Genomic DNA, 14842 nt, shown 5'->3' with positions numbered 1-14842 from the left:
GCCATGACCAACGATCTTGTGAGCACCGCCGCCGCGCCGAAAGTCCAGCGCCCGCCCGCCGAGCAACGCTATGCGACCGAGCTCGCGAAGCTCGCCGCCGAGGACGAGTCACCCCGCCCGCCCGGGTGGGCCCTGAGCCTCCAGGCCGCCCGCACGTTCATCGTGGGCGACGAGTCGCGCGGCATCAGCCGCAAGTTCGTGGGCGACCCCTCGCTCATCGACCGCGCGCTCGTCACGCTCGCCACCAACCGCGGCCTCATGCTCGTCGGCGAGCCCGGCACGGCGAAGTCGCTGCTGTCCGAGCTCATCGCGGCCGCCGTCTCCGGCGACTCGACCCTCACGATCCAGGGCGGCGCCTCCACCACGGAGGACCAGATCGCCTACTCCTGGAACTACTCGCTGCTCGTCTCGGAGGGCCCCACCGAGCGCGCCCTCGTGCCCGCGCCGCTGCTGCGGGGCATGGCCGAGGGCCGGGTCGTGCGCTTCGAGGAGATCACCCGCTGCCCGCTCGAGGTGCAGGACTCGCTGCTCTCGCCCCTGTCCGACCGCGTGCTCGCCATCCCCGAGCTCGAAGGCGACTCGATGGTCTTCGCCCGCGAGGGCTTCAACATCATCGCGACCGCCAACACCCGCGACCGCGGCGTGAACGAGATGAGCGCGGCCCTCAAGCGCCGCTTCAACTTCGAGACGGTCTTCCCGATCGCCGACTTCAAGACCGAGCTCGACCTGGTCGAGGCCGAGTCCTCGGCGGCCCTGGCGCGCTCGGGCGTGCCCGCGCCGCCGTCGCGAGACGTGCTCGAAGTGCTCGTGCGGGTCTTCCGCGACCTGCGCACCGGGGACGCGAACTCGGGCCGCCCGCAGGCGGTCATGTCCACCGCCGAGGCCGTCTCGGTCGCGCACGCCGTGGGCATCAAGGCCTGGTACCTGCGCGGCGGCACCGCCGTCGCCGGGGACATCGTGGACTGCATGGCCGGGGCCGCGGCGAAGGACAACGCCGAGGACCTCGCGCGCCTGCGCCGCTACCTCGAGCAGAAGGCCCCCAAACGCAAAGGCCCGCACTGGGAGTCGCTCTACCAGGCGCGGAACCTGCTGCCGGGATGATCGAGCGCCTCCACGTCCAGGGCGTGCGGCACCACTCGCCCGCCTGCGCCCGCCTCGTCGCCGCGCGCATCGCGGAGCTGCGGCCCGCCGCCGTGCTCATCGAGGGCCCGGCGGACTTCAACCATCGCCTCGGCGAGCTCGCCCTGGAGCACGAACTGCCCGTGGCGATCTACTCGTACGCGAGCACCGACCTGTCGGTGCGGCGCACGTGGGCGCCGATGTGCGACTACTCGCCCGAGTGGGTCGCCCTCACCGAGGGCCGCCGCTCGGGCGCCGAGGTGCGGTTCATCGACCTCCCCGCCTGGCACCGGGCCTTCGACGGCGTCGAGAACCGCTACTCGGACGCCGAGCGCCGGTACACCGACGCGACCGACCTGCTCTGCCGCGAGTTCGCGGTGGACAATGTGGACGCCCTGTGGGACCACCTCGTCGAGGTCGCCGAGACCGAAGGACTGGCCGAGCGGCTCGACCACTACTTCGACCTCGTGCGCGGCGAGGCCGACGCGGACGGTCACGACAACGCGCGCGAAGCGTATATGGCCCAATGGATCCGGTCCACCCTCGCCGAGACCGACGGACCGGTGCTCGTGGTCTGCGGCGGCTTCCACGCCCCCGCGCTGCGCCGCCTCGCCGAGTCGGGCGACGCCGCGCCCCCGGCCCTCCCCGAGCCGCCCGAAAACACCGAGACCGGCGGCTACCTCGTGCCCTACTCGTTCAAACGCCTCGACGCGTTCGCCGGGTACCAGTCCGGGATGCCCTCGCCCGAGTACTACCAGCGCCTCTGGGAGGCCGGGCCCGAGGAGGCCGCGGCCACGCTCGTGCAGCGGATCACCCTCCGCCTGCGCGAACGCGGCCTCCACGTCTCCACTTCGGACCTCATCGGCGCGCGGAGCCTCACCGAGGGCCTGGCGCGCCTGCGCGGCCACGGGCGGCCCGGCCGCACCGACCTCCTCGACGGCCTCGCCAGCGCCCTCATCAGCGACGACCTCGAGCAGCCCCTGCCGTGGACGCGCCGCGGCTCCCTCACGGCCGGAACGCATCCCGTGGTCGTCGAGATGACCGCGGCCCTCACCGGCGAGCGCGTGGGCCGCCTCCACCCGGACACGCCCCGGCCGCCGCTCGTGGACGACGCCGAAGCCGAGATGGCCCGCCTGGGCCTCGACGGCGAAGGCGCACTCCGCCTCGACCTGGCCAAACCGAAGGACCTCGAGCGCAGCCGCGCCCTGCACTGCATGCGGCTGCTGCGCCTCCCGGGGGTCCGCCGCGACAGCGGCCCCACGGCCGGCGCGGACGTCACGGCCGAGGAGCACTGGTCGCTCAGGCCGAGCGCCGACCGCCTGCCGGTGCTCATCGAGTCCGGCGCGCTCGGCGCGACGCTCGGCGACGCCGCCCAGACCGTGCTCGAGCAGCGCGCCGACGCCGAAGGGGCGCTCGACGCCCTGGCCGCCCTGCTCTTCGACGCCGCCCTGTGCGGCCGGGCGCACCTGACCGACCGGCTCGGCGCGTCCGTCGAAGCGGCCGTGGACGACAGCGGCGACCTCGGCGAGGTCGGCCCCGCGCTGGCGACCGTGCTCGCGCTGTGGCGCCACGACCACCTCTTCGGCACGGCCGGCAGCGACCTGTACGCCGCCGTCGTCACCGCGTGCGCGCACCGCATCCTGTGGCTCGCCGAAGGCCTCCACGCCGGGCCCGGCCCGGCCGACCTCGGCCGCCTCAGCGCGATGCGCGCCTTGCGCGACGCCGTGCGCCACGCGCCAGGGCTCACACCGCCGGCGAGGTCCGTCGCCGCTGCCGCCCAGCGCATCGCGACCGACGGCCTCGCCCCGCCCGACCTGCGCGGCGCGGCCCTCGGCCTCGCCTGGGCGCTCGGCGCGCCCGCGAACGCGGCCGAAGCCGCCGAGGGCGTGGCCGACCCGGTCCGACTCGGCGACTGGCTCGCCGGGCTCTTCGCCGTCGCCCGCGAAGAGGTCCTCGCAGAGGAGCAGGGCGTGGTGTCCGCAGTGGACGAACTCGTGGCGGACCTCAACGAGGACGAGTTCCTCATCGCGCTGCCCGCACTGCGCCAGGCCTTCGCGATGTTCCCGCCCCGCGAGCGGGGCCTCATCGCCGAACGCCTCGTCGCCGCCCGAGGCGGCGGCGACGCCCGCGACCTCACCAGGAAGCTCGCGGTGAACCCGGTGGTCATGGCGTCCGCCATGGCCCTCGAAGCCCGCGTCGAGACCGCCCTCGCCCGCGAAGACCTCGTATTCGGAGGAGAGTCCTGATGGGGGACCAGCACAGCAGCGCCCAGCAGCAAGGTGCCCAGCCGAGCGGTGCCGACCTCGAACGGTGGCGGCTCATCCTCGGGCCCGCCGCCGAGAGCTGCACCGGCGGCCTCAGCGCCGAGAACGCCCAGCGCGACGCCGCCCTCGACTGGCTCTACAGCCGCGACGACGACCTCGGCAAGCGCGGCGTGCGCCGCGGCGGCGCCCGCAGCGACGGCCAGCGCGGCGCGGACGACTCGCCCTCGCAGCTCACCACTGTGGACTGGCTCGACGGCATCCACCGGCTCTTCCCGAAGGAGACCATCGAGCGGCTCGAACGCGACGCGATCGAACGCTACAAGATCAACGACGTCCTCACCAACCCGGACGTGCTGGAGCGCATCGAGCCCAGCCCGTCGCTCCTCAAAGCCGTCCTGCGCACCAAGCACCTCATGAACCCGCAGGTGCTCGCCGCGGCCCGCCGCATCGTCGAGGAGGTCGTGCAGCGCCTCGTCGAGAAGCTCTCGGTGCAGGTGCGCACCGTCTTCACCGGCAGCCGCACCCGCAAGCCCAGCTGGCACCGGCGCGCCCGCGACTTCGACCTCAAGCGCACGCTGCGCGCCAACCTCAAGCACTACCAGCCCGAGGAGCGCCGCGTCGCCATCGAGCGCCCGCAGTTCCATTCGCGCACCTCGAAACGGCTCGAGCAGTGGCAGCTCGTGCTCCTGGTCGACCAGTCGGGGTCCATGACCGGCTCGGTGATCCACTCGGCCGTCACCGCCGCCTGCCTGCACGCCCTCCCGGGCCTGAAGACCCACCTCATCGCGTTCGACACCTCGGTGGTCGACATGACCTCCGATGTGGACGACCCGGTGGAACTGCTCATGAAGGTGCAGCTCGGCGGCGGCACCGACATCGCCCGCGCCGTCGAGTACGGCGCCGGGCTCATCGACAACCCGCGCCGCTCCATCGTGGCCCTCATCAGCGACTTCTACGAGGGCGGCAGCGAAGCCCGGCTCGTGCACCTCGTCAAGCAGCTGTGCGAGCAGGGCACCCAGGTGCTCGGCCTCGCCGCCCTCGACGAGGACGCGAACCCGATCTACGACCACCAGATGGCCGCCCGCCTCTCCGGCGTCGGCGCCCATGTGGGCGCCATGACCCCCTCCCACCTGGTCGAATTCGTTGCGGAAAGGCTCGGCACGTGACCGCGGAACCCAGGCACGACCTCCTCGCCCTCACCACGGACGCCCTGGCGGCCCTGGCCAACCGGGGCCTCGTCAAACGCGCCGCCAAGGACCTCGACGCCGGGGCCGTCCCCGAAGTCGCGCTCGCCGACGACGGCACCCTCACCGCCGTCTTCCCCGACGGCGCCGAAACCGCCCTCCCGGCCGCCGGCGGCCTCGAAGCCGCCACCTGCACCTGCGGCGCCACCGGCAAATGCCGCCACCGCGTCGGCGCCGTCCTGGCCTACCAGCGTGTACAGGCCGCATCCGCAACCGAACCGGTCGAAGCTGAAGCGGACGCCGCCCCCGACCCGGCCCCCGAGCCGATCGCGAACCCGGCCGCCATCACCGACGAGGCGCTCCGCGAAGTCCTCGGCCACTACGCCCTCAAAGCCGCCGAGCAGACCCGCCGCGCCGGCTACACCGCCCGCCTCACCTGGCCCGGACCCGACCGCCCCGCCGCCGCCGAACTCCCCGCGGCCACCGTCACGTTCCTCGTCCCCGGCCTCGGCTACGTCCACACCGACGCCACCGGCCCCGCCCGCGACACCGCGATCGTCCTCGCCGTCTGGGCCTTCCGCGCCGCCCTCGACAGTGCCGCCCTCAACAGTGCCGCCCTAGACAGTGCCGCGCCAGACAGCGCCTCCGCCGACAGCGCATCAACCGACAGCGACGCACCCGAACCCCCGACCACCGTCAGCGTCGGCGGCGGCACCGCCACCGACGGCCTCGACGACACCCTCGCCCTCGCCGAACGGGTCCTCCTCGACGGCGCGGTCGGCGCCGACGGCGTCCTGCGCGCCGCCCTCCAACGCGAATCCAAGACCCTCACCCGCCGCCGCGCCCACTGGCCCGCCGGCGCCGTCGACGACCTCATCGAGCAGCTCGAACGCTACGAAGACCGCTCCGCCGCCTACGACCCCCTGCGCTTCGCCGCCCTCCTCGCCGAACTCCCCGCCCGCGCCCGCGCCGCCCGCCACGCGGGCGGCACCCCGACCGCCCAGGTCCTCGGCAGCGAGGAGGCCGCCGCCACCCCGCTCACGCTGGTACGCCTCACCGGCCTCGGCGCCCGCGTCGCCGCCGCGGGCGACACCCGCACCCTCGAGATCTACCTGGCCCAGCCCGAGACCGGCATGGTCCTCGCGGTCCAGCGCGACTGGCCCGTCCCGCAGGACGGCACCCTCACCGGCGCCGAGATCGCCGCGAAGCGCCTCGCCGGATGCAAGATCGGCGCGCTGGCCGGGGGCAACACGGTCACCGAGGCCGCCTCCCGCACGGCCGCCCGCGCGCTCAAGCTCGGCACCGGCCGCCTCGCGAAGACCCAGGTCCTACCGCTCGGCCTGGCCTGGAACGACCTCCCGGACTCGCTGCGCGCCACCGACCTCGACGCGCTCGCCGAAACCCTCGCGGCCCGTCCGCCGGTGCTGGTGCGCCCGCGCGTGGCCGCCGAGTCCCTGCGCGTGATCGCCGTGGAGGAAGCCGAGCTCCTCGGCTACGACCCCGCCTCGCAATGCCTCGAAGCCCGCATCGCCGCCCCGAAGGGCGGCTCGGCGATCCTGCGAGTCGCCCACAGCGGCGCCGCGCCCGGCGCGCTCGAAGCCGCCGAGAAGGCCCTGCTCAAAGGCGTCACCTCCGTGGCCGGGCACGTCCACCGCCACCGCGGCGTGCTCATCGTCGAGCCCACCGCGCTCCTCACCGAGGACGGCCCCGTGGTCCCCGACTTCGCGCCCGGCGACGACACCGCCGAGCTGGCCGCCGCCGGCGCGACGGCCGCGACCGACCCGGTCGCCGCCGCCGTCGACGACGCGCTCACCGTGTGCGCCGACCTCGCGCACCAGGGCCTGCGCGGCGCCCGCGAACCGTCCCGCCGCCGCGTCGAGGCCGCCGCCGGTGACCTCAAACGGGTCGGACTCCAAAGGGCCGCAAGCGATTTCGTGCACCTGTCCAAAGCGTTGGCCGCGGAGGACGACACCGCGAAATGCGCCGCATGGACCGCCGCTGCTGTCCGAATGCTGGTCACCGCTGAGCTACACTGACGGCCTTGGGTAATCCCCAATTCGCAACTGCAGCCACTCAAATCTCAGCCGGATCCATCCGTTCGGCGTACGCAGAGTCGGCGATCATCATCGAAGCAATGAGGCTTGACCAATGATCGACCTGCAAGATCCGATCTTCGTCGCCCACGAGGGCGGCAAACTGCGCACCTCCACCACCGTCCCCCTCGCCAGCCGCGAGGACCTCTCGATCGCCTACACGCCCGGCGTGGCCCGCGTCTGCGAGGCCATCGCCGCCGACGAGTCCCTGGCGCGGACCCACACCTGGCGCTCGAACGTGGTCGCCGTCGTCACCGACGGCACCGCCGTGCTCGGCCTCGGCGACATCGGCCCCGCCGCCTCGCTGCCCGTGATGGAGGGCAAGGCCGCCCTGTTCCGCCAGTTCGCGGACGTCGACGCCGTCCCGATCTGCTTGAGCACCAAGGACCCCGACGAAATCGTGGCCGCCGTCGCGGCCATCGCGCCGTCCTTCGGCGGCATCAACCTCGAGGACATCTCGGCCCCGCGCTGCTTCGATATCGAGGACCGCCTCAAGGCGCTGCTCGACATCCCGGTCTTCCACGACGACCAGCACGGCACCGCCGTGGTCGTCCTCGCCGCGCTCACCAACGCGCTGCGGGTCCAGGACCGCCGCGCCGAGGACCTCACGGTCGCGGTCGTCGGCGCGGGCGCCGCCGGTGTGGCGATCACCAAGATCCTGAACGAGGCCGGCGTCGGCGACCTCATCGTCTGCGACTCGACCGGGATCATCCACGAGGGCCGCGACCGCCTCAATCCGGTCAAGGAGCGGCTCGCGTCGGCCACGAACCGCAACGGCCGCAGCGGCGGCGTCGCTGAAGCGCTCAAGGGGGCCGACGTGCTCGTGGGCGTCTCCGGCGGCACCGTCCCGGAATCGGCGCTCGAAGGCATGGCGGACGGCGCGATCGTGTTCGCCCTCGCCAACCCGACGCCGGAGGTCTCTCCCGAGATCGCGGCGAAGCACGCGGCGATCATCGCGACCGGCCGCAGCGACTACCCGAACCAGATCAACAACGTCCTGGCGTTCCCCGGGATCTTCCGCGGCGCGTTCGACGCCGGCGCGCCGCAGATCACCGAGGCGATGAAGCTCGCCGCGGCGCGGGCGATCGCCGACATCGCGGCCGAGGACCTCGCCGCCGACCGCATCGTGCCGTCCGCGCTCGACCCGCGGGTCGCCCCGGCGGTCGCCGCGGCGGTGCGGGCCGCCGCCTAGCACGCATGGCACGACCCGGCCGGGACGCTTCGTCCTGGCCGGGTCGTTTCGCGTGCTCTAGCCGGCGATCAGCCGCTCAGGCCCATCTGCCGCATGAAATCCGATTCGTCGAAGTAGACGTGGTGCTCGGTGATCCTGCCGTCCTCGACGGCCGCGATGTCGCAGCTGCGGAGCTTGACCTGCTTGCCGGTCGCCTCGATCCGCTCGCCCGACGGCGTCGTCATCGCCTCGGTGTTCGTGCCGATGAAGTAGCCCTCGTCGACGGCTCTGCCGTCCGATTCGAGCTTCGCGACCGTCTCGTAGTGGCCGTCCGGGAACGCGTCGATGAACTGGTGCCAGTACTCGGCGATCTTGTCGCGACCTCGCACCGTCCCCGCATCGGGCGTCATCAAGACGGCGTCGTCGGTGTAGAGCGCGGCCGCCGCGTCGACATCGTGCCGGTCTACCGCGGTATCGGTGAGCTTGTCCAGGACCTCTCTTGCCTGGCCCATGGTCATCACCTCCTCAATTACGATTATTGTTCGCATTCGAGTCGGCCGGTCCCGTTCCCGCAATTCGATCGGGTCCAGAGCGCCCGCCTACGCCGGTTGCGGATCGGCGGCGAGCCGCTCCGCCAGCGTCGTCATCACCACCCGTCCCTCCACTTGGGAGGACCATTCTCCCGGCAGCGCGGCATGGCCGTACGCGGCGCCGTAGAGGTTGCCGAGGATCGCGCCGGTCGAGTCGGAGTCGCCGCTGTGGCTCACCGAGGCGGTGAGGCCCTTGCGCACGTCGTCGGTCCCGAGGAAGCAGTAGACGGCGATCGCGAGCGCCTCTTCGGCGACCCACCCCTCGCCCAGGGACGCGCAGGTGTTGGGGCCCGGCGGGACGCTTCCGGCCAGCCGGTAGGCGTGCTGGAGCGCATCGGCGGTCTCGGAGCGGTGGAGGCCGTGCCGCAGGTGCAGCATCGCCGCGGAGACCGCGCGCTGCGGCGTCTCGCCGTTCATCAAGTGCGCCACGATCATCGCGAACGCGCCCGCGGAGGCCCCGGCGGTCGGGTGGCCGTGGGTGAGGGCCGAGCACTGCTCGGCGACCGCGTAGGCCTCGTCGGGGTCGAAGCGGAGGCCGAACGGGGCCGAGCGCATGACGGTGCCGCAGCCCTTCGAGTCCATGTTCACGCCGGGGCCGCCGCCGGCCCGCAGGCCGGAGAGGCAGGCGTTGCCGGGGGCGCGGCGCTCGTACAGCCACGGCTCGGCGGCCAGCCCCCGCGAGCCGCCCGGCGGCAGGTACTCCTGCTGCGTGGCGTACCAGCGCATGTAGGCGCTGCGGACCGACGCGAACGCCTCCCCGGGCGCGGCCTCCAGGAGCCCTTCCACGGTGAACAGGGTCATCTGGGTGTCGTCGGAGATGTGGTTGCTGCGGAGTTCCGTGACCCCTCCGGGCCCGAAGTCCTCCCTGATGGTGTCCCAGTGGTCGAACTCGACCTGGTAGCCGAGGGCGTCGCCGACCGCCCCGCCGATGAGGCATCCGAGGACGCGGTCGTGCCGCGTGAGCGCTTGAGTCACGCCGGGATTCTATGGCGTCCAAGCCGCTCCGGGATGCGACGCCCGCGGCGACGCGAAGTCCTTGACACGAGTGACCGTTAACATTCACAATACATCGAAATGTTTCGACCCTCCCTCACATCAGGACGGAAGACGATGAAGCCTCCGACCAGAACGAGAACGACGACCGCCGTCGCAGCGACGGCCGTCGTGCTCGCCACCCTCACCGCCTCGAACGCGTCGGCGCAGGAGGCCGACGCGAGCATCCGCGTCGACCTCGACGATGCCACCGCGATCTCCGACGAGCTCTACGGCCTCTTTTACGAGGACATCAACCACGCCGCCGACGGCGGCCTCTACGCCGAGCTCGTCCAGAACCGCTCCTTCGAGTTCAGCCCCGCCGACGAGGGCTCCTACCACCCCCTGACCTCGTGGACCCTGGAAGGCGAGGCGGCCGTGGCCGACTCCGGCGGCCTGCACGAGAACAACGTCCACTACCTCGCCGCCGAAGCGGGCGCCACGATCCGCAACGCCGGCTACAACTCCGGCATGGCGATCGAGGCCGGCGAGCCCTACGACTTCAGCGTCTGGGCGCGCGCCGAGCACAACGCCAACATCACCGTGCAGCTCGTGGACGCCGACGGCACCCCGGTCAGCGGCACGGCCACCGTCAACACCGGCGCCGGGACCTGGACCGAGCTCTCGACCGTGCTCAACGCCGGCGCCTCCACCGTCAACGGCCGGCTCGCGGTCACCACCGACGCCGCGGTCGACCTCGACATGGTCTCCCTCTTCCCCCGCGACACCTTCAAAGGCCGCGACAACGGCCTGCGTGCGGACCTCGCCGAGCTCATCGCGGACCTCGACCCGAGCTTCCTGCGCTTCCCCGGCGGCTGCATCGTCAACACCGGGAACTTCGACCGCGAGGGCCGCGAGCGCGCCTACAACTGGAAGGACACCGTCGGTCCAGTCGAGGAGCGCCTGACCAACCAGAACTTCTGGGGCTACAACCAGACCTACGGCCTCGGCTATTACGAGTACTTCCAGTTCGCCGAGGACATCGGCGCGCAGCCGCTGCCGGTCGTCCCGGTCGGCGTGACCGGCTGCGGCGACTCCGCCGAGATCACCGACCCCGCCGAGCTCCAGACCTGGGTCCAGGACACGCTCGACCTGATCGAGTTCGCCAACGGCCCGGCCGACTCCGAGTGGGGCTCGCTCCGCGCCGAGATGGGCCACCCGGAGCCCTTCGGCCTCACCAAGATCGGCCTGGGCAACGAGGAGTACAAGGACCAGTTCTACGCGAACTTCCCCGCGTTCAAGGACGCCGTCCGCGCGGCCTACCCGGACATCGAGATCGTCGGCAACTCCGGTGTGGACGACGCCGGCGCGGTCTTCGACCGCAGCTGGGAGTTCATGCGCGAACAGCAGGTCGACCTCGTCGACGAGCACTACTACAACTCCCCGGAGTGGTTCTTCGCCAACAACGCGCGGTACGACACCTACGACCGGACGGGTCCCCACGTCTTCGTCGGCGAGTACGCCTCCCGCTCGAACACCTGGTGGAGCGCCCTCTCCGAGGCCTCCTACCTGACGGGCATCGAACGCAACGGCGACGTGGTCGACATGGCCTCCTACGCCCCGCTGCTGTCCAACATCGACTACGTCGACTGGGCGCCGGACATGATCTGGTACGACAACCACCAGACGGTCAAGTCCGCCAGCTACGAGGTGCAGAAGCTCTTCGCCACCAACGCCGGCGACGAGGTGCTCGCCTCCACCCTGGACGCCTCCCCGATCGCGCAGCCCGACATTGCGGGCGGCATCGGCCTCGCCACCTGGAACACCGCCGCCACCTACGACGACGTGCGGGTGACCGGAGCCGACGGCACCGAGCTCTTCGCCGACGACTTCGCGACGGGCGCCGACGGCTGGACCGTCGGCGGCAACACCGCCGGGGCCTGGTCCGCCGCCGACGGCGCCTACAGCCAGACCGCGCTCGTCGAGGACGCCCGCACCACTGCGGGCTCAGCGGACTGGTCGAACTACACCTACGAGGTCAAGGCCACCAAGACCGCCGGCAGCGAGGGCTTCCTCGTCATGTTCGGCGTCGAGGGCTCCGACGACTACTACTGGTGGAACCTCGGCGGCTGGAACAACACCACCAGCGCCGTCGAGAAGTCCAGCAACGGTGCCAAGTCCACGCTCCTCAACCACGACACGGTGATCGAGACCGGCCGCACCTACGACCTCAAGATCGAGGTCGAGGGCCGCACCATCACCGGCTACGTGGACGGCGAGCAGGCCTTCACCGTCGAGGACAGGGAGGCGATCGAACCGCTCTACCAGGTCGTCACCCGCAATGAGGACACCGGCGAGGTCACCCTCAAGGTCGTCAACGCCCAGAGCGAGGCGGTCACCACCGGCGTCGCCCTCGAAGGCCAGCGCCTCAAGTCCAAGGGCGAGGTCACCACCATCGCCTGCGAGCCCGGCTGCGACAACATGCTCGGCCAGGATCAGGTGGTCTACCCCGAGACCGAGACGGTGAAGGGCCTTGGCAACGAGTTCACCTACGAGTTCGCGCCCTACTCCGTCACCTTCATCACCCTGAGACCACAAGGGCGCCATTAAGCACGAACGCGGCCCCGGGCGAAAGCCCGGGGCCGCGCCGATGCGGTCTCAGTCCCGTGAGCGCTGCGTGAGCACCGCGAGGACGACCGATCCGGCGAACAGCGCCACGAGGCCGACGAACCCGACCAGGCCGATCCAGCCCACCGGGTTCATGTCGCCGAGACTGCCGAAGAACACCCCCGGTGCGGAGGTGCGCGGACCGAACCCCGATTCGCCGAAGCCGAAGGACCAGAACACGTAAGCCGCGAACAGGCCCGTCCCGGCCGCGCTCGCATAAGCCAGTGAGTTCACCGCCCGCCGCGCGCGGTCCTCACCCGTGCGCAGCCCTTCGAGCCGCTTCGCGCCCGCGGCGATCAGCAGGACCGCCACGACCAGCGGCAGCAGCAGCGGCGCCGCGAGGAGCGCCCACTCCCACGCTTCCAGGTCCCACGGGTTCCCCTCGTTGGGGTCGTCCATGTCGTAGGCCATCGCGATCGCGTAGCGGACGGAGGCGAGCACGATGGTGACCGCCCCCAGGGCCATGAGCCCGCGCAGCCAACGCGCCGCGCTCGCTTCCCGGCCGCCCGCGGCCTCGAATTCGATTGCTGCCATAGGAGTCTCGACCTTTCCTCGGTTCGGTGTGCCCCGAAGACGCCCATTCGCCCCGATCCGGTTGCTCCCGCAGCCCGGTAACTTCCCGAACCCGAACCGCCACGCCGTTTCAGGTGAACGCCTCGCCGCGCGCTGCGCCTAGGATCGGCGTGTGAACGGCGATGTCGAACTCACCGATGTTCCCGAGGCGGTATTGCAGGTGCTGCGCTGGCGTGCCGCGGCGGAGCGTATGAGCCTCGAGGAGTACTTGCGCCGCATGGTCGTCGAAGCGGCCGCGAAACCCCCGAACGCACAGTGAACGGCATGAGGCCGCCGGGCGGACCCGTCCGAGCGCAAGGCACCCGATCGTGGCTAGGCGACGGGCTCGGGTTCGATGATGCGGTCGCCTTCGCGGTCGCCGTGGATCTCGTAGTGCAGCGGGACGGCCACTTCGCTCGGTTCGCGCTTGCGGAGGCTGAAGGGGACCAGGACCGCCGCGACCCAGAGGACGCCGGCGCCGAGCATGTGGAGGCCGACCAGGACCACCGGCAGGTCCAGGTAGTACTGCGTGTAGCCGATGACCCCCTGCAGGAGCTCGACCGCGAGCAGCGTGTACGCCGTGCGCTTCGCCGCGTCGGGGGCCTTCACCGCGTGCAGCGCGGCGATGAGCGCGACGGTCATGCCGAGCAGGAGCCACACCAGGTCCGCGTGGAGCTGGGACATCAAGGCCGGGTCGAGGCCGTTCCGGGGCGTCTCCGCATCGCCCGCGTGCGGGCCGGAGCCGGTGACGACCACGCCGAGCACGATCACCGCGAACGCCACCCCCACGAGGCCGCGTGCGAGGAGCCGCACCGCGCGGGGGACCAGCGGCACCACTTCGCCGTCCGGCTCGCCCGAGCGCACGTACAGCGCCACCGAGAGGGCCACCAGCGGGATCGAGGCCAGGAAGTGCAGGCCCACGACCCACGGGTTCAGACCCGTCCACACGGTGATGCCGCCCAGGACCGCCTGGACCGGGACGTACAGGCACGCGCCGAACGCCAGCTTCACCAGCGACGACCGCCGCGGGACCCGCCGCCACGCCGCCGCGAGCGCGCCGATCGCGATCGCCACGAGCACCCAGGTCAGCACCCGGTTCCCGAATTCGATCGCCCCGTAGATCCCCATCTCAGGGGTCGCCACCAGCGAGTCGACGGTGCACTTGGGCCACTCGGGGCAGCCCAGGCCCGACTCGGTCAGCCGCACCGCCCCGCCGGTCACGATGATGCCGACGTTCGCGATGACGCTCGCGAGCGCCCACCGGCGCACCGCGCCCGGGCTGCCAAACCACCGATGCAACAGGTTCACAGCGAGGATTTTGCCCCCGGGCCGCGCCCCGGCCCCCGGCCGGGTACCGGAATGTGGGCTGGCACGACCCGTGGGAAGTGTGAGGTTAGGCAAACCTGCGTGCCCCGTCTCACCGATGGCCGTCTCGACGCGCCGCGCCGAATTAAGTAAGCTTTGTGTTGTGGAAATGGTGACGAGGGCGACCAGCCACTCGACGGACGGGGACACCCGCCGCCGAGTGACCCGGCTGCTGCTCGAACGCGGCCAAGCCACGGCCGCCGACCTCGCGCACGACCTCGGCATCACCGCCACCGCCACCCGCCGCCATCTGGACGCGATGGAGGCCGAAGGCCAGGTCGAGACCCGCGTGGTCAAGACCTCCGGACGCGGAAGGCCGGCCAAGAGCTACCAGCTCACGACCGCCGCCCGCACCAACTTCGGCCACACCTACGACGACCTCGCGATGGAGGCCCTGCGCTGGATCCGCCGCTTCGAGGGCGAGGACGCCGTCGGCGGCTTCGCCGCCGAGCAGGTCGCACGCCTGGAGGCCCGCTGCCGGGCCGCCATGGACGCGGTCGACTCGGACGACTCGATGGCCCGCGCGCAGGCGCTGGCGACCGCCATGTCCGGTGAGGGCTACGCCGCCACGGCGTCGGTCATCGCCTCGGGCGGTCAGATCTGCCAGCACCACTGCCCGGTGGCGGGCGTGGCCGCGGAGTTCCCGCAGCTGTGCGAGGCGGAGACGCGGGTGATCAGCCGCCTGCTGGGCGTTCACGTCCAGCGCCTGGCGACGATCGCCAACGGGGACGGGGTGTGCACCACCCACGTGCCCGGCACGAACCGCGGCCAGCGGGCCGCGGGTGCGAGCGGTGGAAGCGGCCCGGTGCCGCTGCCCGACCCCGAACGCGCAGACCGATAACCCGACAGGTCAAAGGTGAGACTT

12 protein-coding genes are annotated in these 14842 nt (G+C 71.9%); 8 read left to right on the top strand and 4 right to left on the bottom strand.

The window, feature by feature from the left end; genetic code table 11:
* Positions 1-3: 3 nt before the first annotated feature.
* The 5 genes from O2L52_RS08575 (at position 4) to O2L52_RS08555 (ending at position 7852) form a co-directional block, all read left to right on the top strand.
* Entirely contained in the window at positions 4-1101 is a 1098-nt protein-coding gene (locus O2L52_RS08575) for an ATP-binding protein (RefSeq protein WP_270114953.1), read from the top strand.
* Positions 1098-3365 (top strand): DUF5682 family protein, encoded by a 2268-nt coding sequence (locus O2L52_RS08570; RefSeq protein WP_270114952.1) that lies wholly within the window; start codon positions 1098-1100, stop codon positions 3363-3365. Before O2L52_RS08575 ends, O2L52_RS08570 begins: the two co-directional genes overlap by 4 nt.
* Positions 3365-4549 (top strand): VWA domain-containing protein, encoded by a 1185-nt coding sequence (locus tag O2L52_RS08565; RefSeq protein ID WP_270114951.1) that lies wholly within the window; start codon positions 3365-3367, stop codon positions 4547-4549. Before O2L52_RS08570 ends, O2L52_RS08565 begins: the two co-directional genes overlap by 1 nt.
* Positions 4546-6603, top strand: coding sequence for a hypothetical protein (locus tag O2L52_RS08560; protein ID WP_270114950.1), 2058 nt, complete (start codon positions 4546-4548; stop codon positions 6601-6603). The genes O2L52_RS08565 and O2L52_RS08560 overlap by 4 nt, the downstream gene beginning before the upstream one ends.
* Before the next feature lie 115 nt (positions 6604-6718).
* Positions 6719-7852, top strand: a complete 1134-nt coding sequence (locus O2L52_RS08555) for an NAD(P)-dependent malic enzyme (protein ID WP_344473133.1) — start codon at positions 6719-6721, stop codon at positions 7850-7852.
* 68 nt (positions 7853-7920) lie between these two features.
* On the opposite strand, the gene O2L52_RS08550 is transcribed toward O2L52_RS08555, so the two are convergent.
* Positions 7921-8343, bottom strand: coding sequence for an ester cyclase (locus O2L52_RS08550; protein ID WP_270114948.1), 423 nt, complete (start codon positions 8341-8343; stop codon positions 7921-7923).
* An 87-nt stretch (positions 8344-8430) separates the two neighbouring features.
* Positions 8431-9396, bottom strand: coding sequence for an ADP-ribosylglycohydrolase family protein (locus O2L52_RS08545; protein WP_270114947.1), 966 nt, complete (start codon positions 9394-9396; stop codon positions 8431-8433).
* Positions 9397-9531: 135 nt separating this feature from the next.
* Here O2L52_RS08545 and O2L52_RS08540 point away from each other — a divergent pair, with 135 nt between their 5' ends.
* Positions 9532-12003: an alpha-L-arabinofuranosidase C-terminal domain-containing protein gene (locus tag O2L52_RS08540; protein WP_270114946.1), complete on the top strand. Its 2472-nt coding sequence runs from the start codon at positions 9532-9534 to the stop codon at positions 12001-12003.
* A 48-nt stretch (positions 12004-12051) separates the two neighbouring features.
* Here the strand turns inward: O2L52_RS08540 and O2L52_RS08535 are convergent, their stop codons facing one another.
* Positions 12052-12594: a hypothetical protein gene (locus tag O2L52_RS08535; RefSeq protein ID WP_270114945.1), complete on the bottom strand. Its 543-nt coding sequence runs from the start codon at positions 12592-12594 to the stop codon at positions 12052-12054.
* Between the two features lie 151 nt (positions 12595-12745).
* Between O2L52_RS08535 and O2L52_RS08530 the strand changes: the two genes are divergently transcribed.
* Positions 12746-12892, top strand: a complete 147-nt coding sequence (locus tag O2L52_RS08530; protein ID WP_270114943.1) for a FitA-like ribbon-helix-helix domain-containing protein — start codon at positions 12746-12748, stop codon at positions 12890-12892.
* Positions 12893-12945: 53 nt separating this feature from the next.
* Here the strand turns inward: O2L52_RS08530 and O2L52_RS08525 are convergent, their stop codons facing one another.
* Positions 12946-13920, bottom strand: coding sequence for a COX15/CtaA family protein (locus O2L52_RS08525; RefSeq protein ID WP_270114942.1), 975 nt, complete (start codon positions 13918-13920; stop codon positions 12946-12948).
* Positions 13921-14086: 166 nt separating this feature from the next.
* On the opposite strand from O2L52_RS08525, the gene O2L52_RS08520 reads away from it, so the two are divergent.
* The gene (locus O2L52_RS08520) at positions 14087-14818 is read left to right on the top strand and encodes a helix-turn-helix transcriptional regulator (protein ID WP_270114961.1); all 732 of its coding nucleotides are present in this window, start codon (positions 14087-14089) and stop codon (positions 14816-14818) included.
* Positions 14819-14842: the final 24 nt, after the last annotated feature.

It is taken from the genome of Glycomyces algeriensis, assembly GCF_027622855.1.
GTDB lineage: Bacteria > Actinomycetota > Actinomycetes > Mycobacteriales > Micromonosporaceae > Glycomyces > Glycomyces algeriensis.
This window is presented reverse-complemented; position numbering and strand designations above follow the sequence as displayed.